Raw genomic sequence first — 20055 nt, forward strand, 5'->3', positions numbered from 1 at the left:
GCCGCGGAACCGGCCCTTTGTTCGTACCGGCGATTGTTTTGCGCCATCCTGATATCCGCCCGCGCACGCTCCGACGTGCGCACATCGGGGCGGCTCCGCGTCGGCGGAGCCGCCCCGCGGCCTTTCCGCCGGGCCGACCGTCGATCATGCCGGGCTCAACGCCTTGACGGGACTTCCCGGCTGGAGTTCTGCTTAGGGTTCACATGTTGAATCGACGGCCGCCCCTCGACGAGGTGGGTGCGGTCGGCCGGAGGTCGTCGCGCCTCCCCGGTCACCGCTGGGGGAGCCCGGCCCGAGACGGGAGAATGAGTCAATGGAGACTCCGGGGTCGCAGTCCTCGCTGCACCGGGCCAATCTGGAGCGGGTCGTCCGCGCGGTGCGGATGGCGGGCTCGCTCACCCAGGCGGAGATCGCCCGGAGCACCGGGCTGTCCGCGGCCACCGTTTCCAACATCGTTCGTGAGTTGAAGGACGGCGGGACCGTTGAGGTGACCCCGACCTCGGCGGGCGGGCGGCGGGCGCGCAGCGTCTCGCTCTCCGGCGACGCGGGCATCGTCGTGGGGGTCGATTTCGGGCACTCCCATCTGCGGGTGGCGGTCGGCAACCTCGCCCATCAGGTGCTCGCCGAGCAGTCCGAGCCGATCGACGTGGACGCCTCCGCCGCGGAGGGCTTCGACCGGGCGGAACAGCTGGTCAACCGGCTGGTCGAGGCCACCGGGATCGGCGCCGGCAAGGTCATCGGCGTCGGGCTGGGCGTGCCCGGGCCGATCGACGTGGAATCCGGGACGCTGGGCTCGACCGCGATCCTGCCGGGCTGGTCGGGGACGAACCCGGGCCGGGAGCTGTCCGGGCGCCTGGGGGTGCCCGTCTACGTCGACAACGACGCCAACCTGGGCGCGCTCGGCGAGCTGGTGTGGGGCGGCGGCCGCGGGGCCTCGGACCTGGCCTACATCAAGGTCGCCAGCGGGGTCGGCGCCGGCCTGGTGATCAGCGGCCAGATCTACCGCGGACCGGGCGGCACGGCGGGCGAGATCGGGCACATCACGCTGGACGAGTCCGGTCCGGTGTGCCGCTGCGGCAACCGCGGCTGCCTGGAGACCTTCACCGCGGCCCGGTACGTCCTCCCGCTGCTGCAGCCGAGCCACGGCCCGGACCTGACCATGGCGCGGGTGGTGCAGCTGGCCCGCGAGGGCGACCCCGGCTGCCGGCGGGTCATCGCGGACGTAGGCCGTCATATCGGTAGTGGTGTGGCGAATCTGTGCAATCTGCTCAATCCCAGCCGAGTGGTGCTCGGCGGCGACCTCGCGGAGGCCGGCGAGCTGGTCCTCGCGCCGATCCGGGAGTCGGTCTCGCGCTACGCGATCCCCAGCGCGGCACGGCAGTTGGGGATCGTCCCCGGCACCCTGGGCGGCCGCGCCGAGGTGCTGGGCGCGCTGGCGCTGGTGCTGAGCGAGATGGGCGATTCCTCCCTGCTGGACGGCGGGCAGCAGGCGGACGCCCCGGCCCTGGCGTGACCGCTCTGAGTTCACACAGCTAACGCATGGCACCGTTGTCATCTCGTTAAGGATTTACTCCTTGACGGTCGGCTGGTGTCCGAGTTGACTTCCAGCCACCTCGGCCGCAACGACGCGGCCACGTCAGGGAGGCAACCCCAATGAACGTATGGACGCGTCGCGTCGTCATAGGCACTGCCGCCGTTTCGATGGCACTCTCCGTGGCCGCGTGTGGCAAGGCCGGCGACGGCAAGGCCGCCGGTGGTGGCCAGAACAAGACCATCGGCCTGCTCCTGCCGGAGAACAAGACCACGCGTTACGAGACCTTCGACCGTCCGCTGATGGAGGCGAAGATCAAGCAGCTGTGCAGCGACTGCACGGTGCGCTACAACAACGCGGCGCAGGACACCGAGACCCAGAAGAAGCAGTTCGACGCGCTGATCACGCAGGGCGTCAAGGTGATCATTCTGGACGCGGTCGACTTCAAGGCCACCAAGTCCTGGGTGAACCAGGCCGCCAAGAAGGGCGTCAAGGTCGTCGCCTACGACCGGCTGGCCGAGGGCAAGCTCTCCGCCTACGTGTCCTACGACAACGAGAAGATCGGCCGCCTCCAGGGCCAGGCCCTGGTCAAGGCCCTCGGCGACAAGGCCAAGGACAGCAATGTCGTCATGATCAACGGTTCGCCGACCGACCCGAACATGCCGTTCTTCAAGAAGGGCGCCCACAGCGTCCTCGACAAGCAGGTCAAGAAGATCGCGTATGAGCAGGACATCCCGGACTGGTCCTCGGACGAGGCGAACAAGAAGATGAGTGCGGCCCTCGACTCGCTCGGCAAGGACGGCATCCAGGGCGTCTACTCCGGCAACGACGGCATGGCCGGCGGCATCATCACCGCGCTCAACCAGAAGGGCGTCAAGGTCCCGGTCGGCGGCCAGGACGCCGAGCTGGCGGGCCTGCAGCGGATCCTCAAGGGCGACCAGGCGTTCACGATCTACAAGCAGATCAAGCCGCAGGCCGACTCCACCGCCGAGATCGCCGTCAAGCTGCTCAAGGGCGAGAAGCTCGGCTCCCTGACGGACCGCACGGTCGACAGCCTCAGCGGCGAGGTCAAGGGCATCCCCGCCAAGCTCTACGACGCGCAGATCGTGACCAAGGACAACATCGAGTCCACGATCATCAAGGACAAGGTCTACAAGGCGAGCCAGATCTGCACCGGCGACGTCAAGAAGGCCTGCGCGGCGGCCGGCATCAAGTAGGACTCCGGGCCCACAGCGGGCCCGGCCCCCGCCCGGCCCGCGGCCCCCGGCGCCCCCCGCCCCGGCCCGCGACACCCTGGCACCCCGCTCCGACGGGGCCGCGCGGCAACCGCCCCGCGGCCCCCGGACCGACCCCTGTCCCGCCCCGCTCTCCGCCCGGCCGGGCCCCCTGTCCGCCCGGCCCGGCCACCCGTCCGCCCGCGCCGCCGCCCGCACCGGCCGCGCGGCCGGACCGTCCCCCGCAGGCCCCCTGCTCCACGCACCACACCCCCGCCGCTGTGACGGCGCACATCCCCGCCGTTGTGACGGCGGCGAAGGAGATGATTCACGTGTCCGCTACGCCTGTGCTGGCGTTGCGCGGGATCTCCAAGCGGTTCGGCGCCGTCCAGGCACTCACGGACGTCACCCTGGAGATCCACCCCGGTGAGGTGGTCGCCCTCGTCGGCGACAACGGCGCCGGCAAGTCCACCCTGGTCAAGACCATCTCGGGGGTCCACCCGGTCGACGACGGCGCCATCGAGTGGGAGGGCGCCGCGGTACGCATCGGCAAGCCGCACGACGCCCAGGAACTCGGCGTCGCCACCGTCTACCAGGACCTCGCGCTCTGCGACAACCTCGACGTCGTCGCCAACCTCTTCCTCGGCAACGAGATCCGCACCGCCGGGGTCCTCGACGAGATCGCGATGGAGAAGCGCGCCAAGGAGCTGCTGGACACCCTGTCCATCCGCATCCCCAGCGTCCGCATCCCGGTCGCCGCGCTCTCCGGCGGCCAGCGCCAGGTCGTCGCGATCGCCCGGGCGCTGATCGGCGACCCGAAGGTCGTCATCCTCGACGAGCCCACCGCCGCCCTCGGCGTCGAGCAGACCGCCCAGGTCCTCGACCTCGTCGAGCGGCTGCGGGAGCGCGGCCTGGGCGTCATCCTCATCAGCCACAACATGGCCGATGTGCAGGCCGTCGCGGACCGGGTCGCGGTGCTGCGGCTGGGCCGCAACAACGGTGTCTTCGACGTCGAGGGCACCTCCCACGAAGAGATCATCGCCGCCATCACCGGCGCCTCGGACAACGCCGTCACCCGCCGCCAGGCGCGTACGGACCAGGTGAAGAAGGAGGCCGGGGCATGAGTGACCTCACCAAGCAGCCGGCGAACGACCCCGCGAAGGACGCACCGGCCGCCGTGGACGCCACCCCGCCGGCCGCCGTCGACCCCCGGCTGCTCGTCCGCGAGCAGGGCTTCGCCGGCTACCTCGGCGACTTCAGGCGCCGGGTGCGCGGGGGCGAGCTGGGCTCGCTGCCGGTCGTCATCGGCCTGGTCGTCATCGCGATCGTCTTCCAGTTCAAGAACAGCAGCTTCCTGTCCGCCGACAGCCTCGCGAACATCGGCGTCTACACCTCCGGCCTCGGGATCATGGCCGTCGGCATCGTCTTCGTGCTGCTGCTCGGCGAGATCGACCTGTCGGTCGGCTCGGTGGCGGGCGTCGGCGCGGCCGTGTGGGCCGTCCTCAGCGTCACCAAGGGCGTCAACGACTGGCTCGCGGTGCTGATCGCCATCGTCGTGGGGCTGGCCATCGGCGCCCTGCACGGGTTCTTTTTCGCCAAGATCGGCGTACCGGCCTTCGTCGTCACCCTGGCCGGATTCCTCGGCTGGAGCGGCCTGCAGATCTGGATGATGGGCAACGAGGGCTCCATCAACACGCCGAGCGGCAGCCTGGTGGAGAACCTCACCGGCTACTACTTCGAGGACAAGGCCGCCGGCTACGGCCTGGCGCTGGTCGCGGTCCTCGCCTACGCCGGCTCGCTGCTGCTGGACAGCCGGCGCCGCAAGGCCGCGGCGCTGCCCGCCCGCCCGCTCAGCGAGATCCTGCTGCGCACCGGCGTGGTCGCGGTGATCGCCTTCGCGGTCGCCTACGTCCTGAACGAGCCGGCCGGCGCCCGCGGCCTGCCGCTGGCCCTGGTGCTGTTCCTCGGCGTCCTGCTCCTCGCCGACTTCGTGGTGCGCCGCACCACCTACGGCCGGCAGATCTTCGCGGTCGGCGGCAACGCCGAGGCGGCCCGCCGGGCCGGCATCAACGTGCACCGGATCCGGATCAGCGTCTTCGCCATCTCCGGCATGCTCGCGGCCTTCGGCGGACTGTTCATCGCCAGCCTCTCCGGCGGCGCCACCAAGAACCTGGGCTCCGGAAACACCCTGATGAACGTCATCGCGGCGGCCGTCATCGGCGGCACCAGCCTCTTCGGCGGCCGCGGCAAGATCTGGTCCGCGCTGCTGGGCATGCTGGTCATCCAGTCGATCCAGCAGGGCCTGAACCTGCTCGGCATGGCCAGCGAGATCCAGTACATGATCACCGGCGCGGTGCTGCTGGCCGCCGTCGTGATCGACTCGGTCTCCCGCCGGACGCAGAAAACGGCCGGCCGTACCTGATCCCACCGGTCGTCGTTCGACGGCAGCGGCCCCCACCGGGCATGATCCGGTGGGGGCCGGTCCGTGTGCGCTCCGGGGGCGAAAAGGTTGAGCCGGCGCCCCTGTCACCCGAGTGACATACATCGCAAGGCCCGGGCGTCGCCGCGGCGGACGCAACATTAGACTCATCTGATCGGCAAGCTCGATCCACGGCAGCAAGCAGCAAGGAGGCAGGGGTGCAGGAGGTGCCGCGCAACGCGAGTCCGGCCGGGGCGGTGGCGGGCGACGGGAGGGCGCTGCTTTCCCGTATCAGGGGACCGCGCGATCTGGACCGACTGGCCCCGGAGCAGCTCGTGCAGCTGGCGGGGGAGATCCGTACCTTCCTTGTCGACGAGGTGTCCAAGACCGGCGGACATCTCGGCCCGAACCTCGGTGTGGTCGAGCTGACCATCGCCCTGCACCGCGTCTTCGACTCGCCCAAGGACAAGGTGCTCTTCGACACCGGGCACCAGTCCTACGTCCACAAGCTTCTCACCGGCCGTCAGGACTTCACCAAGCTCAAGGCGAAGGGCGGCCTGTCCGGCTACCCCTCCCGTGCCGAGTCCGCGCACGACGTGATCGAGAACAGCCACGCCTCCACCGTGCTGGGCTGGGCCGAGGGCCTCGCGAAGGCCAACGAGGTCCGCGGTTCGGCCGACCGGGTCGCCGCGGTCATCGGTGACGGCGCGCTGACCGGCGGCATGGCCTGGGAGGCGCTGAACAACATCGCCGCCGCCAAGGACCGCCCGCTCGTCATCGTCGTCAACGACAACGAGCGCTCCTACGCCCCGACCATCGGCGGCCTCGCCAACCACCTCGCCACGCTGCGCACCACCGACGGCTACGAGCGCTTCCTGGCCCGCGGCAAGGACCTGCTGGAGCGCACCCCCGTCCTGGGCAAGCCGCTGTACGAGACCCTGCACGGCGCCAAGAAGGGCCTGAAGGACTTCATCGCCCCGCAGGGCATGTTCGAGGACCTGGGCCTGAAGTACGTCGGCCCGATCGACGGCCACGACATCGAGGCGCTGGAATCCGCCCTGACGCGCGCCAAGCGCTTCGGCGGCCCGGTCATCGTCCACTGCCTCACCGAGAAGGGCCGCGGCTACCAGCCCGCCCTCCAGGACGAGGCGGACCGCTTCCACGCCGTCGGCAAGATCCACCCCGACACCGGCCTGCCGCTGTCCTCGGGCGGCAAGGACTGGACGTCCGTCTTCGGCGACGAGATGGTCGAACTGGGCAAGGAGCGGGACGACATCGTCGCCATCACGGCGGCCATGCTGCAGCCCGTCGGCCTGGACAAGTTCGCCAAGGCGTTCCCCGACCGGGTCTACGACGTCGGCATCGCCGAGCAGCACGCGGCGGTCTCCGCGGCGGGCATGGCCACCGGCGGCCTGCACCCGGTCTTCGCGGTCTACGCCACCTTCCTCAACCGCGCCTTCGACCAGGTGCTGATGGACGTGGCGCTGCACAAGTGCGGAGTCACGTTCGTGCTGGACCGGGCCGGTGTCACCGGCACCGACGGCGCCTCCCACAACGGCATGTGGGACATGTCGATCCTCCAGGTCGTCCCCGGCCTGCGGATCGCCGCACCCCGCGACGCCGACCAGGTCCGCGCCCAGCTGCGCGAGGCCGTCGAGGTCGACGACGCGCCCACCGTCGTGCGCTACTCCAAGGGCGCGGTCGGCCCGGCCGTCGAGGCCGTCGGACGCGTCGGCGGGATGGACGTGCTGCGCGAGCCGGCCGACGGCGTCAAGCGGCCCGACGTCCTGCTGGTGTCGGTCGGCGCCCTCGCCCCGATGTGCCTGGAGATCGCCGACCTGCTCGACAAGCAGGGCATCTCCACCACGGTCGTCGACCCGCGCTGGGTCAAGCCGGTCGACCCGGCGCTGCCCGGGCTCGCCGCCGCCCACCGCGTCGTGGTCACCGTCGAGGACAACATCCGCTCCGGCGGCGTCGGTTCGGCCGTCGCCCAGGCCCTGCGGGACGCCGGGGTGGACCTGCCGCTGCGCGACTTCGGCATCCCCGAGCGGTTCCTCGACCACGCCTCCCGCAAGGAGGTCATGGCGGAGATCGGTCTCACCGCGCCGGACATCGCGCGCCAGGTGACCGGGCTGGTCTCCAAGATTGACGGTCAGTCGCAGTCCCCGCTGCGTTCGGACGCCCCGGAGCCGGCCGGCGCCCAGGGCGCGGCCGAGCCGGCCGAGGCCGCCCGCGACTGATTCCGCAGCCGCCGCCGATGGGCCGGCCGGTCATCCGTACGGATGTTCCGCCCGGCCCATCGGCATGAGCACGGCCGCACCCCATCGGGTGAATCCCCACCGCCCGGCGCCCCGCCGAAGCTGACTGTTTCCCGGCATTGCGGAGACTCGGTCAGTTCAGGAGAGTTGCGAGGGTCGTCCAGGTGGAGGTTCGCCCATGAGCACACAGCACGGCACACCACATGATTCACGCCGCAGTCGCGGTCTGTTCCGGACGAAGACTGTGGAGCAGTCGATCCTGGACACCGAGGAGCCGGAGCACACACTCAAGAAGTCCCTGTCGGCGCTCGATCTGACCGTGTTCGGGGTCGGTGTCGTCATCGGCACCGGCATCTTCGTCCTCACCGGGAAGATCGCCAAGGAGCAGGCCGGACCGGCCGTCGCGCTGGCCTTCGTCGTGGCGGGCGTGGTCTGTGCGCTGGCCGCCCTGTGCTACGCCGAGTTCGCCTCCACCGTGCCGGTCGCCGGCTCGGCCTACACCTTCTCGTACGCCTCCCTGGGGGAACTGCCGGCCTGGATCATCGGCTGGGACCTGATCCTGGAGCTGGCCCTGGGCTGCGCGGTGGTCGCCGTCGGCTGGTCGGGCTACATGCGCGAGCTGCTGGGCAGCGGCGGGTGGGCGCTGCCGACGATCCTGTCCGGCACCCACGAGGGGCGCTTCGGCTTCGACCTGCTGGCCTGCATCCTCGTACTGGTGCTGACCGGCATCCTGGTGCTCGGGATGAAGCTGTCCTCGCGGGTGACGGCGGTGGTCGTGGGCATCAAGGTCACCGTCGTCCTGCTGGTCATCATCGCCGGCGCCTTCATGATCACCGGCGCCAACTACCACCCGTTCATCCCGCCCAGCCGGCCCAGCGCGGCCGGCGGCGGACTGTCCGCGCCGCTGGCGGAGCTGATGTTCGGCTTCACCCCGACCACCTTCGGGGTCATGGGCATCTTCGCCGCGGCGGCCGTCGTCTTCTTCGCCTTCATCGGCTTCGACATCGTTGCCACCGCCGCCGAGGAGACCCGCAACCCGCAGCGCGACGTGCCGCGCGGCATCCTCGGCTCGCTGGCCATCTGCACGGTCCTCTACGTGGCCGTGTCGATCGTCGTCACCGGCATGGAGAAGTACAGCAAGCTCTCCACCGACGCCCCGCTCGCCGACGCCTTCAAGGTCCTGGGGCACCCCTTCTTCGCCGACGTGATCAGCTTCGGCGCCGCCGTCGGCCTGACCTCGGTCTGCATGATCCTGCTGCTCGGCCAGAGCCGAGTGTTCTTCGCGATGAGCCGGGACGGGCTGCTGCCCCGCGTCTTCTCCCGGGCCCACCCGCGGTACGGGACCCCCTACCGCTCCACCATCGCGCTGGGTGTCGTCGTGGCCATCGCCTCCGGCTTCACCTCGATCGACGTCCTGGCCGAACTCGTCAACATCGGCACCCTGTTCGCGTTCGTCGTGGTCGCCGTCGGCGTCATCATCCTGCGCCGCTCCCGGCCCGACCTGCCCCGCGCCTTCCGCACCCCGTGGGTGCCGGTGGTGCCGGTGCTGTCCGTGCTGGCGTCGGTGTGGCTGATGCTCAATCTGCCCGCCGAGACCTGGGTGCGGTTCGGGATCTGGATGGTCGTCGGCTTCGTCATCTACTTCCTCTACGGCCGCTCCCACAGCCGCCTGGGCCTCCGCAACCGGCGCCCCACCGAGGACTGACGCCCCGACCACTCCTCCTGCCGGCCCCGTGTGCCGCGCCGGTCGCGGCTGCACAGGGCGCACAGGGCGGTCGCGGCGCACGGGGCGGTGCGCCGCGGGAGCCGCCGGAGAGCCGTCTCGCTTCGGCACCCGCTTCCGCCACCGCGCCCTACCCCTCGTCGCGCCGCCGCCCCCATACCGCCCGCGGCCCCGTCACCCGCGCGCCCAGCGCCCGGACGCGCTCGCGCAGTTCGCGGTCCGCGGTCACCACCAGGCAGTCCCGACCGCCGGCTTCCTCGGCCACCAGCCGCACGATCCGGTCGTCGCCGCTGCCGTCCGCCGCCACCACCCGTACGCCGTCGACGGATTCCACCCCGCGGGCCGCGCCCTCCACCACCAGGACCAGCTCCAGAGGCGGCGCCATCAGCCCCGGCAGGCCGTCGGCGGCATAGCCGGGCAGGGCGTCGCGCAGCCGCTCGGCCGCGCCGTGCCGGTCCCGCCACCAGCCGTCGGGCACCGAGCCCACGACGTTCGCGGCATCGACGATGACCAAGGAGTCCATGCCGCCACCCTCCCACGGCCCGCCCGCGCCCCGCGCACACGGCAGCGCGGGCCGGCTCCGCCGAGCCGGCCCGCGCTTCCTGCGATCAGTACCCCGCTACGCGGGCACGCTCGCGATGCCCGGGGCCAGGAACTTCGTGCCCCGCACCCGCTCGGAGACGCCCGCGCGGTCCAGGTACGGCGTGATGCCGCCCAGGTGGAAGGGCCAGCCGGCGCCGGTGATCAGGCACAGGTCGACGTCCTGCGCCTCGGCGACCACGCCCTCGTCCAGCATCAGGCCGATCTCCTGCGCCACGGCGTCCAGGACGCGGTCGCGGACCTGCTCCTCCGTCAGCACCGAGTCGCCCTGCTTGAGGAGGGCGGCGACCTCGGGGTCCAGCTCCGGCTTGCCGGAGTCGTAGACGTAGAAGCCGCGCTTGCCCGCCTCGACGACGGCCTTGAGGTTCGGCGAGACCGTGAACCGGTCCGGGAAGGAGCGGTTGAGCGTCTCGGAGACGTGCAGACCGATCGCCGGGCCGACAAGCTCCAGCAGCACCAGCGGCGACATCGGCAGCCCGAGCGGCTCGATGGCCTTCTCGGCGGTCTCGACCGGGGTGCCCTCGTCGATGACGTTCTGGATCTCGCCCATGAAGCGGGTCAGGATGCGGTTGACGACGAACGCCGGGGCGTCCTTCACCAGCACCGCGGTCTTCTTCAGCGTCTTGGCGACACCGAACGCCGTGGCCAGCGAGGCGTCGTCGGTCTGCTCGCCGCGCACGATCTCCAGCAGCGGGAGGATCGCGACCGGGTTGAAGAAGTGGAAGCCGACGACCCGCTCGGGGTGCTTCAGCTTCGACGCCATCTCGGTGACCGACAGCGAGGAGGTGTTGGTGGCGAGGATCGCGTGCGCCGGGGCGACGGCCTCCACCTCCGCGAACACCTGCTGCTTGACGCCGATCTCCTCGAAGACGGCCTCGATGATGAAGTCGGCGTCGGAGAAGCCCTCGGCCTTGTCCAGCACACCGGAGACCAGGGCCTTGAGGCGGTTGGCCTTGTCCTGGTTGATCCGGCCCTTGCCGAGCAGCTTGTCGATCTCGGCGTGGACGTAGCCCACACCCTTGTCGACGCGCGCCTGGTCGATGTCGGTCAGCACGACCGGCACCTCGAGGCGGCGCAGGAAGAGCAGCGCGAGCTGCGAGGCCATCAGACCGGCGCCGACGACACCGACCTTGCTGACCGGGCGCGCGAGCTTCTTGTCCGGGGCGCCGGCGGGGCGCTTGGCGCGCTTCTGCACCAGGTTGAACGAGTAGATGCCGGCGCGGAGTTCACCACCCATGATCAGGTCGGCGAGCGCCTGCTCCTCGGCGTCGAAACCGGCCTGGAGGTCTCCGCTCTTGGCGGCGGCGATGATGTCCAGCGCCCGGTAGGCGGCCGGGGCGGCGCCGTGCACCTTGCCGTCGGCGATGAACCTGCCCTTGGCGACGGCCTGGTCCCAGGCCTCACCGCGGTCGATCTCGGGGCGCTCGACGGTGACGTCGCCCTTGAGGACGTTCGCCGTCCAGATCAGCGACTGCTCCAGGAAGTCCGCGCCCTCGAAGATCGCGTCCGCGATGCCGAGGTCGAAGACCTGCTTGCCCTTGAGCTGCTTGTTCTGGTTGAGCGAGTTCTCGATGATGACCGAGACGGCCTTGTCCGCGCCGATGAGGTTCGGCAGCAGCGCGCAGCCGCCCCAGCCGGGCACGAGGCCGAGGAAGACCTCGGGCAGCGAGAAGGCCGGCAGGGCCTTGGAGACCGTGCGGTAGGAGCAGTGCAGACCGGCCTCAACGCCGCCGCCCATCGCGGCACCGTTGTAGTACGCGAAGGTCGGCACGGCGAGCTTCGAGAGCCGCTTGAAGACCTCGTGGCCGCCCTTGCCGATGGCCAGCGCGTCCTCGTGGTTCTTCAGCAGCTCGACGCCCTTGAGGTCGGCGCCGACGGCGAAGATGAACGGCTTGCCGGTGAGGCCGACGCCGACGATGTCGCCGTCCGCGGCCTCCTTCTCGACCTGGTCGAGCGCGGCGTTGAGGTTCGCCAGCGAGCCCGGGCCGAAGGTGGTCGGCTTGGTGTGGTCGAAGCCGTTGTCCAGCGTGATCAGCGCGAACTTGCCCGCGCCGTACGGCAGATCGAGGTGGCGGACGTGCGCCGACGTGACGACCTCGTCCGGGAACAGCTCGGCCGCACCCTTCAGGAGTTCGGCGGTGGTGGTGGTGCTCACTTGTCGCCTCCGGCGTCCTTGTGGTTCGGGTTCTCCCAGATGACCGTCGCGCCCATGCCGAAGCCGACGCACATGGTGGTCAGGCCGTAGCGGACCTCCGGCTGCTCCTCGAACTGCCGGGCCAGCTGGGTCATCAGCCGGACGCCGGAGGAGGCCAGCGGGTGGCCGAAGGCGATGGCGCCGCCGTACTGGTTGACGCGCGCGTCGTCGTCGGCGATGCCGTAGTGGTCGAGGAAGGCGAGCACCTGCACGGCGAACGCCTCGTTGACCTCGAACAGGTCGATGTCGCCGATGCCCAGGCCCGCCTTGGCGAGGGCCTTCTCGGTGGCCGGGATCGGGCCGTAGCCCATGACCTCGGGCTCGACGCCCGCGAAGGCGTAGGAGACCAGGCGCATCTTGACCGGGAGGTCGTGCTCGCGCGCGAAGTCCTCGGAGGCGAGGATCGAGGCGGTCGCGCCGTCGTTGAGCCCCGCGGCGTTGCCGGCCGTGACGCGGCCGTGGGTACGGAACGGCGTCTTCAGGCCCGCGAGGTTCTCCAGGGTGGTCCCCGGGCGCATGGGCTCGTCGGCGGTCACCAGGCCCCAGCCGGTCTCGCCGACCTCCGCGTTGGTGTTGCGCACCGAGATCGGGACCAGGTCCTGCTGGATCTTCCCGTTCGCGTACGCCTTCGCCGCCTTCTCCTGCGAGCGCACGGCGTACTCGTCGGCGCGCTGCTTGGTGATGTGCGGGTAGCGGTCGTGGAGGTTCTCCGCGGTCATGCCCATGAACAGCGCGGACTGGTCGACGAGCTTCTCGCTCACGAACCGCGGGTTCGGGTCGACGGCCTCGCCCATGGGGTGGCGCCCCATGTGCTCGACACCGCCGGCGATGACGGCGTCGTACGCGCCGAAGGCGATGGAGCCCGCGGTGGCGGTGACGGCGGTCAGCGCACCGGCACACATCCGGTCGATGGAGTAGCCGGGCACCGACTGCGGCAGGCCGGCGAGGATGCCGGCGGTGCGGCCGAGGGTCAGGCCCTGGTCGCCGATCTGCGTGGTGGCGGCGATGGCGACCTCGTCGATCTTCGCGGGGTCCAGGGCCGGGTTGCGGCGCAGCAGCTCCCGGATGGCCTTCACGACGAGATCGTCGGCGCGGGTCTCGTGGTAGATGCCCTTCGGGCCCGCCTTGCCGAACGGGGTGCGGACGCCGTCGACGAAGACGACGTCCCTAGCGGTACGAGGCACGTTGGCTCTCCTCCAGGTGCGGGATGGCACTGCTGCACTGCTGTGAGAGCGCCCGGGGGACGCTTCACACCGACATGCTACTTACGGGTAACCAAGCTGCACACCCCCACCGGCCGGAGCGGTGAAGGTCACACCGGATGGCCGCGTCGCCCGCCGGTCGACACCTCGGCGCACGACCCCCGGAGTGGGGCGAAAAGGACCGAATGCCGTCCGAATAACGACCCAATACCGTCGGGTCTTGGCGCAATTCGACCCATTGCGCACTTAAAGTGACCGCATGGAGACGAAGAGGAGTGATGTCGTGACCCGGCGCGCACCGCTGGCGGTGCCGCGCGCGATCGGCCTGGTCTGTGCGGTCGCCGCCGGCGGCGCCCTGGTGTCGGGCTGCGGGAACTCGCCCGAGAAGGACACCGGAAGCCCCCGGCGCCCGGTGCCCGCCTCGGCCCCCGCCTCGCCGAGCAGCTCGCTCAGCGCGGCCCAGGCCCAGCGCAAGGCCCTGGTCCCCAGCGCCACGGTGGACTACGCGCAGGCGATGAAGGCCGCGGTCGCCGCGGTCCCGGCCTCGGAGCCGATCGCCGCGGAGCTCAAGGGGACGGCCACCGCCCCGTACTGGAACACCTCGGTCGCCACGTCCGACGGGACGGTGAGCGATGTCCGCGTGGACGCGCGCACCGGCAAGGCGGGGCAGCCGCAGACCGAGTCGGACGACTCCGGCGACAAGCAGCAGCTGGCCGCCCGGCTGTCCAAGGCCACCGTCACCGCCCAGCAGGCCGCGCAGACCGCGACCGAGAAGTCGAAGGGCACCGTCACCTCCGTCGAACTCGGCAACTCCGACCACGGCAGCAGCGACACCCCCGCCTGGGCCGTGGGCGTGGTGAGCACCAGCGACTGGAACGAGACGTCCTACGAGATCGACGCCACCAACCGCAAGGTCCTGTGGATGCACGCCGAGCAGAGCTGACCGGCGCACCACACGTCCCGGGCCGGGCGAGCACCCCGGCCCGGGACCGTCGCGTCAGTCCGCGTCCGCCTGCAGTGCCTCGGTGAGGATCGGCGTGACCTGCTCGATCTGCCAGGGGCGGGCGCCGTGGCCGGCCAGCACCTCGGCGACCGACTCCGCCGTCGGCAGCTCCGGCGGCTCCCAGCACAGCCGGCGCACCGTGTCCGGGGTGATGAGGTTCTCCTGCGGGAGGTTCAGCCGCTCGGCGAGCGCGGTGACGGACGCGCGGGCGGCCGACAGCCGGGCCGCGGCGGCCGGGTCCTTGTCGGCCCAGGCGCGGGGCGGCGGCGGCCCGTTGAGCGGCTGGCCGGGCTGCGGCAGCTCGCTCTCGGCCAGCGCGCGGGCGCGGTCGACGGCGCCCTGCCACTGCTCCAGCTGCCGGCGGCCCATGCGGTGGCCGAAGCCGGGAAGCGCGGCCAGCGCATGGCTGTTCGGCGGCAGATTCAGCGCCGCCTCCACGATCGCGGCGTCCCCGAGCACCTTGCCGGGCGAGACGTCCCGCCGCTGGGCGACCTGGTCACGGGCGGTCCACAGCTCGCGGACGACCGCCATCTGACGCCGCCGGCGGACCTTGTGCATCCCGGACGTGCGCCGCCAGGGGTCCTTGCGGGGCGGCGGCGGGGGAGCGGCTGCGATCGCGGCGAACTCCTGCCGGGCCCACTCCAGCTTCCCCTGCTTACCCAGCTCCTCCTCCAGCGCGTCGCGCAGGTCCACCAGCAGCTCGACGTCGAGCGCGGCATAGCGCAGCCACGGCTCGGGCAGCGGGCGGGTGGACCAGTCGACGGCGGAGTGCCCCTTCTCCAGGGCGAAGCCGAGGACGTTCTCGACCATGGCGCCCAGGCCGACCCGGGCGAAGCCGGCCAGCCGTCCGGCCAGCTCGGTGTCGAACAGCCGGGTGGGGACCATTCCTATGTCACGCAGGCACGGAAGGTCCTGGGTGGCGGCGTGCAGCACCCACTCGGCGTCGCCGATCGCCTCCCCCAGCCCCGACAGATCGGGGCAGCCGACCGGGTCGATCAGCGCGCTGCCGGCCCCCTCGCGGCGCAGCTGCACGAGGTAGGCACGCTGGCCGTAGCGGTAGCCCGAGGCGCGCTCGGCGTCGACGGCCACCGGGCCCGTGCCGCCCGCGAAGGCGGCCACGACCTCGGCGAGTGCCTCGTCGGTGGCGACCACCGGGGGAATGCCCTCGCGGGGCTCCAGGAGAGGGACCGGCGCCGGTCGGGGGTCCGGAGGCGAGTCTCCGGATGCTCGCAGTGTCGTGTCTGCTGCGGTGTTTTGGGCGTCGGTCACCAGTCAAGGGTATCTGTGTATGCACGTCGCCCGTCGAGGGAACGTTCCCTCGACGGGCGGGCCGGTCGGGTGAGCGGTCAGTGGATGATGCCGGTGCGCAGTGCGACCGCCACCATTCCGGCCCGGTCCCCGGTGCCGAGCTTGCGGGCGATGCGGGCGAGGTGGCTCTTGACGGTCAGTGCCGAGAGCCCCATCGAGACGCCGATGGCCTTGTTGGACTGGCCCTCCGCCACCAGCCGCAACACCTCGACCTCACGGCCCGACAGCTCGCGGTAGCCACCGGGGTGCCCCGGGGCGCCCGGGGGGCGGCGCTGCATGCGGGCCGCGTTGGCGCCGATCGGCGAGGTGCCGGGGCGTCCGGGGATGCCCAGGTTGGTACGGGTGCCGGTGACGACGTAGCCCTTGACGCCGCCCGCCAGGGCGTTGCGCACGGCGCCGATGTCGTCGGCCGCGGACAGCGCCAGGCCGTTGGGCCAGCCCGCCGCCCGGGTCTCGGACAGGAGGGTCAGGCCGGAGCCGTCGGGAAGGTGGACGTCGGCCACGCAGATGTCGCGCGGGTTGCCGACGCGGGGACGGGCCTCCGCGATGGACGACGCCTCGATGACATCACGCACTCCGAGGGCCCACAGGTGGCGGGTGACGGTGGAGCGGACGCGAGGGTCGGCGACGACGACCATGGCCGTCGGCTTGTTCGGGCGGTAGGCGACCAGGCTCGAAGGTTGCTCGAGGAGAACAGACACCGGGCCTCCTGGGGGGAGTGGCGAGGGACGGAGCCGGCAGGGGGGAGCCGGAATGATCCGTGTTTGAAGGGTCACTGACCTCTTCGGCAGCAATCCGGCGGGACTTTAGACTTTGATCACGATTTAGTTAGGGGCAATTCGGGCAAATCGGATGCGTGATCGATCACAGATGCGCATCCGGTGTGCACCAAGATGATCAATCCCGTACGCGATGCGGTGCGGCACCGCCGCCTCGCCGCCCGCACACGACGGCCGGACGGGCGCGAGGCCCGTCCGGCCGTGGAAGCCAACCCCGGGCGGTCGCGCGCGGAACTCTCGGCGCGCACCGGACCGGAGGGGAGAAGCGCAGCTCAGCGGGGCTGTGCGCCGCGACGCTGGGGGAGCGGGACGACCCCGCCGCGCGGGGGCGTGTCGACCGCGGCCGGCGGCAGGCCCGCCACCTGGCACAGCAGATCGCACCACGCCGCCAGATGTGCCGCCAGGTCCGGCACCCCGCCGGCGCCCTCGCTCGGCGTCCACGAGGCCCGGATCTCGATCTGGGTCGCGGGTTCACGCGCCGCGAGCCCGCCGAAGTAGTACGAGCCGGCCCGCGTCACCGTGCCGCTCGGCGCGCCGTAGTGCACCCCGCGTGCGTCCAGTGCGCCCGTCAGCCACGACCACGACACCTCCGGCAGCAGCGGATCGCTGCCCATCTCCGGCTCCAGCTCCGCCCGCGCCAGGGTCACCACCCGGAACGCGCCCTGCCAGGTGTCGTCCCCGGCCGGGTTGTGCAGCACCACCAGCCGTCCGTCCGCCAGATCCCGGTCCTCGCCGTCCGGGCCCGCGCCGCGCTCGACGACCGCCGCTTCCAGGGCGTACGCGAACGGGGCGAGCCGCTTCGGCGCGGGCGTCGGATCGATCTCGATCTCCGGCCGCAGTCGGGCCGCGCGGAGCGCTTCGACCGCCTGACGGAAGGGGATCGGGGTCTCGTCCGCGCCGTCCGCGAGGTGTTCTTGAGCCGCAGCCATGCCCGGAAGATTAGGCGGAACCGGGCCCGCATACGGGGAGGACACCCGGTGCGCGCGTCGCCCGTTCGGAGGTGCCCGCGGGCACATGCGGAGATATCGACCACCTGTCGAAATCCGCCACCGGCCCGGCGTGCGAAGATTTGGGGCGTGAGCGCCAACAACCAGGCCACGGGCCAGCAGCAGACCGCTACATACGACTCGGCTTTCCTCAAGGCGTGCCGACGGGAGCCGGTGCCGCACACCCCGGTGTGGTTCATGCGCCAGGCCGGGCGCTCACTCCCCGAGTACCGCAAGGTCCGCGAGGGCATCGCGATGCTCGACTCCTGCATGCGGCCCGAGCTGGTCACCGAGATCACACTGCAGCCCGTGCGCCGCCACGGCGTCGACGCCGCGATCTACTTCAGCGACATCGTCGTCCCCCTCAAGGCCATCGGCGTCGACCTCGACATCAAGCCCGGGGTCGGCCCCGTCGTCGAGAACCCGATCCGCACCCGCGCCGACCTCGCGCAGCTGCGCGACCTGGAGCCCGGCGACGTCTCCTACGTCACCGAGGCCATGGGCATGCTCGTCCGCGAGCTCGGCAGCACGCCCCTCATCGGCTTCGCCGGCGCGCCCTTCACGCTCGCCAGCTACCTCGTCGAGGGCGGCCCGTCGCGCAACCACGAGCGCACCAAGGCCCTCATCTACGGCGACCCGCAGCTGTGGGCCGACCTCCTGGACCGCCTGGCCGACATCACCGCCGCCTTCCTCAAGGTCCAGATCGCGGCCGGGGCGAGCGCGGTGCAGCTCTTCGACTCCTGGGTGGGCGCGCTCTCGCCGGCCGACTACCGCCGCAGCGTGATGCCGGCCTCCGCCAAGGTGTTCCGCGCGGTCGAGGGCCTAGGTGTCCCGCGGATCCACTTCGGCGTCGGCACCGGCGAACTCCTCGGCCTGATGGGCGAGGCGGGCGCGGACGTCGTCGGCGCCGACTGGCGCGTCCCGATGGACGAGGCGGCCCGCCGCGTCGGCCCCGGCAAGGCGCTCCAGGGCAACATCGACCCGGCCGTGCTCTTCGCGCCCCGCGAGGCCGTCGAGACCAAGGCCCGCGAGGTCCTCGACGCGGCCGCCGGCCTGGAGGGCCACATCTTCAACCTCGGCCACGGCGTGCTGCCCACCACCGACCCCGACGCGCTGACCCGGCTCGTCGAGTACGTGCACACCCAGACGGCCGGCTGACCGGAGGCGCTCCACCGGGGGCCCCTCCCCCCCCCGCCCCCACCCCGCCCCTCGCCCCCGTCCGGTGTGATCGTGATCGTCAGTCCCCGGCCTCCCGTACGGCCCTGGTCGCCTTGCGGGCGGCCACCAGCACGGGGTCCCAGACCGGTGAGAACGGCGGGGCGTAGCCGAGGTCGAGGGCGGTCATCTGCTCCACGGTCATCCGGGCCGTGAGCGCGACCGCCGCCACGTCCACGCGCTTGCCGGCGCCCTCCCGGCCGACGATCTGCACCCCCAGCAGCCGCCCCGTACGGCGCTCGGCGAGCATCTTGACGTGCATCGGGCGGGCGCCGGGGTAGTAGCCGGCGCGGCTGGTGGCCTCGACGGTCGCGGTGACGAAGCGCAGCCCGGCGGCCTCCGCATGGCGCTCCAGCAGCCCCGTCCGGGCGATCTCCAGGTCGCAGACCTTGCTGACGGCCGTGCCGACGACGCCGGGGAAGGTCGCGTAGCCGCCGCCCGCGTTGGTGCCGATGACCTGCCCGTGCTTGTTGGCGTGGGTGCCCAGCGCGATATGGCGGGTGCGGCCGGAGACCAGGTCCCACACCTCCACGCAGTCCCCGCCGGCCCAGATGTGGTCCTGGCCGCGGACCCGCATCGCCAGGTCCGTGAGCAGTCCGCCGGACTCCCCCAGCGGCAGCCCGGCCGCGCCGGCGAGCGTCGTCTCGGGGCTCACCCCCATGCCCAGCACGACCACGTCCGCCGGGTACTCGGCGTCCTCGGTCGTCACCGCGCGGGCCCGGCCTTCCGCGCCGGTCAGCACGCCGGTGACGGTCGTGCCGCACACCGTCTCGATGCCCATCGCGCACATCGCCTCGTGGACGAGGGCGCCCATGTCCGGATCGAGGGTGGACATCGGCTGCGCGGTCCGCTCCAGCACGGTCACCTCGTAGCCGCGGTGGATCAGGGCCTCGGCCATCTCCACCCCGATGTAGCCCGCGCCGACCACCACCGCCCGCCGGCCCGCCGAGGCCTCCAGGGTCTCCAGCAGGGCCTGCCCGTCGTCGAGCGTCTGCACGCCGTGCACCCCCGGCGCGTCGATCCCCGGCAGCCGGGGCCGCCGCGGACGCGCCCCGGTCGCCAGCACCAGCTTGTCGAAGCCCGTCCAGCTCTCCCGCCCGCCGTCGTCCAGCTCCCGGGTGCGCACCCGGCCGCGGTCCAGGTCGAGTTCGGTCACCTCGGTGCGCATCCGCAGATCGATGTCCCGCGCCCGGTGCTCCGCCGCCGTCCGCGCGATCAGCGCCTTCGGCCCGTCGACCTCCCCGCCCACCCAGTACGGAATCCCGCAGGCCGAGTACGACGTGAAGTGGCCGCGCTCGAAGGCCGTGATGGCCAGCTCACCGGACGTCCGCAGCCGCCGCGCCTGCGAGGCCGCCGCCATCCCCGCCGCATCACCACCGACGATCACCAGGCGTTCCGTACTCATACCGGCCCCCTTGCCGTCCGTACCGTCCACGTGCCGTGCCAGGCAGGGCGTCGTGCCGTTCCCTTGCCTGCCTTCGTCACGTTACGGCCCGCCGGCCCCGCGCGCGGGGCCTGTGGAAAACCCCGAGCCGGCCAGGACCACCGCCGCCACATCCCCTACCAGGGCGGTCGCCGGGCACACCGCCATGGACAGGGGGCATGGCGTGGGCGAGGAGCTTC

The 20055-nt window shown here is 71.8% G+C and carries 15 protein-coding genes; 8 read left to right on the top strand and 7 right to left on the bottom strand.

The window, feature by feature from the left end; translation table 11 throughout:
- Positions 1-313: 313 nt before the first annotated feature.
- From IEY78_RS05580 to IEY78_RS05605, 6 genes are all read left to right on the top strand, one after another.
- Entirely contained in the window at positions 314-1513 is a 1200-nt protein-coding gene (locus IEY78_RS05580) for an ROK family transcriptional regulator (RefSeq protein WP_189096440.1), read from the top strand.
- A 140-nt stretch (positions 1514-1653) separates the two neighbouring features.
- Positions 1654-2748: a sugar ABC transporter substrate-binding protein gene (locus IEY78_RS05585; RefSeq protein WP_229699722.1), complete on the top strand. Its 1095-nt coding sequence runs from the start codon at positions 1654-1656 to the stop codon at positions 2746-2748.
- 320 nt (positions 2749-3068) lie between these two features.
- A complete protein-coding gene (locus IEY78_RS05590; protein WP_189096441.1) occupies positions 3069-3869 on the top strand; it encodes an ATP-binding cassette domain-containing protein in 801 nt (266 codons plus the stop codon).
- Positions 3866-5167, top strand: a complete 1302-nt coding sequence (locus IEY78_RS05595; protein ID WP_189096442.1) for a sugar ABC transporter permease — start codon at positions 3866-3868, stop codon at positions 5165-5167. Before IEY78_RS05590 ends, IEY78_RS05595 begins: the two co-directional genes overlap by 4 nt.
- Positions 5168-5382: 215 nt before the next feature.
- Positions 5383-7404, top strand: a complete 2022-nt coding sequence (gene dxs / locus IEY78_RS05600) for a 1-deoxy-D-xylulose-5-phosphate synthase (RefSeq protein WP_189096443.1) — start codon at positions 5383-5385, stop codon at positions 7402-7404.
- Between the two features lie 196 nt (positions 7405-7600).
- The gene (locus tag IEY78_RS05605; RefSeq protein WP_189096444.1) at positions 7601-9127 is read left to right on the top strand and encodes an amino acid permease; all 1527 of its coding nucleotides are present in this window, start codon (positions 7601-7603) and stop codon (positions 9125-9127) included.
- A gap of 148 nt (positions 9128-9275) precedes the next feature.
- Here the strand turns inward: IEY78_RS05605 and IEY78_RS05610 are convergent, their stop codons facing one another.
- From IEY78_RS05610 to IEY78_RS05620, 3 genes are all read right to left on the bottom strand, one after another.
- Positions 9276-9668: an NYN domain-containing protein gene (locus tag IEY78_RS05610; RefSeq protein WP_189096445.1), complete on the bottom strand. Its 393-nt coding sequence runs from the start codon at positions 9666-9668 to the stop codon at positions 9276-9278.
- A 96-nt stretch (positions 9669-9764) separates the two neighbouring features.
- Positions 9765-11900 carry a 3-hydroxyacyl-CoA dehydrogenase NAD-binding domain-containing protein gene (locus IEY78_RS05615; protein WP_189096446.1) on the bottom strand — a complete coding sequence of 712 codons (2136 nt, stop codon included), beginning with the start codon at positions 11898-11900 and terminating at the stop codon, positions 9765-9767.
- Complete coding sequence (locus IEY78_RS05620) at positions 11897-13123, bottom strand: thiolase family protein (RefSeq protein ID WP_189096447.1); 1227 nt, start codon at positions 13121-13123, stop codon at positions 11897-11899. Before IEY78_RS05620 ends, IEY78_RS05615 begins: the two co-directional genes overlap by 4 nt.
- A gap of 277 nt (positions 13124-13400) precedes the next feature.
- Here IEY78_RS05620 and IEY78_RS05625 point away from each other — a divergent pair, with 277 nt between their 5' ends.
- Positions 13401-14084 carry a PepSY domain-containing protein gene (locus IEY78_RS05625; RefSeq protein WP_189096448.1) on the top strand — a complete coding sequence of 228 codons (684 nt, stop codon included), beginning with the start codon at positions 13401-13403 and terminating at the stop codon, positions 14082-14084.
- A 54-nt stretch (positions 14085-14138) separates the two neighbouring features.
- Here IEY78_RS05625 and IEY78_RS05630 read toward each other — a convergent pair whose 3' ends face one another.
- From IEY78_RS05630 to IEY78_RS05640, 3 genes are all read right to left on the bottom strand, one after another.
- Positions 14139-15413, bottom strand: a complete 1275-nt coding sequence (locus IEY78_RS05630; RefSeq protein ID WP_189096449.1) for an HRDC domain-containing protein — start codon at positions 15411-15413, stop codon at positions 14139-14141.
- Positions 15414-15490: 77 nt separating this feature from the next.
- Positions 15491-16153 carry a response regulator transcription factor gene (locus tag IEY78_RS05635; protein ID WP_006602452.1) on the bottom strand — a complete coding sequence of 221 codons (663 nt, stop codon included), beginning with the start codon at positions 16151-16153 and terminating at the stop codon, positions 15491-15493.
- 350 nt (positions 16154-16503) lie between these two features.
- Positions 16504-17160, bottom strand: a complete 657-nt coding sequence (locus tag IEY78_RS05640; RefSeq protein ID WP_189096450.1) for a DUF3000 domain-containing protein — start codon at positions 17158-17160, stop codon at positions 16504-16506.
- Positions 17161-17307: 147 nt separating this feature from the next.
- Here IEY78_RS05640 and hemE point away from each other — a divergent pair, with 147 nt between their 5' ends.
- On the top strand, positions 17308-18375 hold the full coding sequence (gene hemE / locus IEY78_RS05645) for a uroporphyrinogen decarboxylase (protein WP_189096451.1): 1068 nt from the start codon (positions 17308-17310) through the stop codon (positions 18373-18375).
- A gap of 79 nt (positions 18376-18454) precedes the next feature.
- Here the strand turns inward: hemE and IEY78_RS05650 are convergent, their stop codons facing one another.
- Positions 18455-19837 carry an FAD-dependent oxidoreductase gene (locus IEY78_RS05650; protein ID WP_189096452.1) on the bottom strand — a complete coding sequence of 461 codons (1383 nt, stop codon included), beginning with the start codon at positions 19835-19837 and terminating at the stop codon, positions 18455-18457.
- Positions 19838-20055: the final 218 nt, after the last annotated feature.

The organism is Streptomyces kronopolitis (assembly GCF_014646275.1).
Classification (GTDB): domain Bacteria; phylum Actinomycetota; class Actinomycetes; order Streptomycetales; family Streptomycetaceae; genus Streptomyces; species Streptomyces kronopolitis.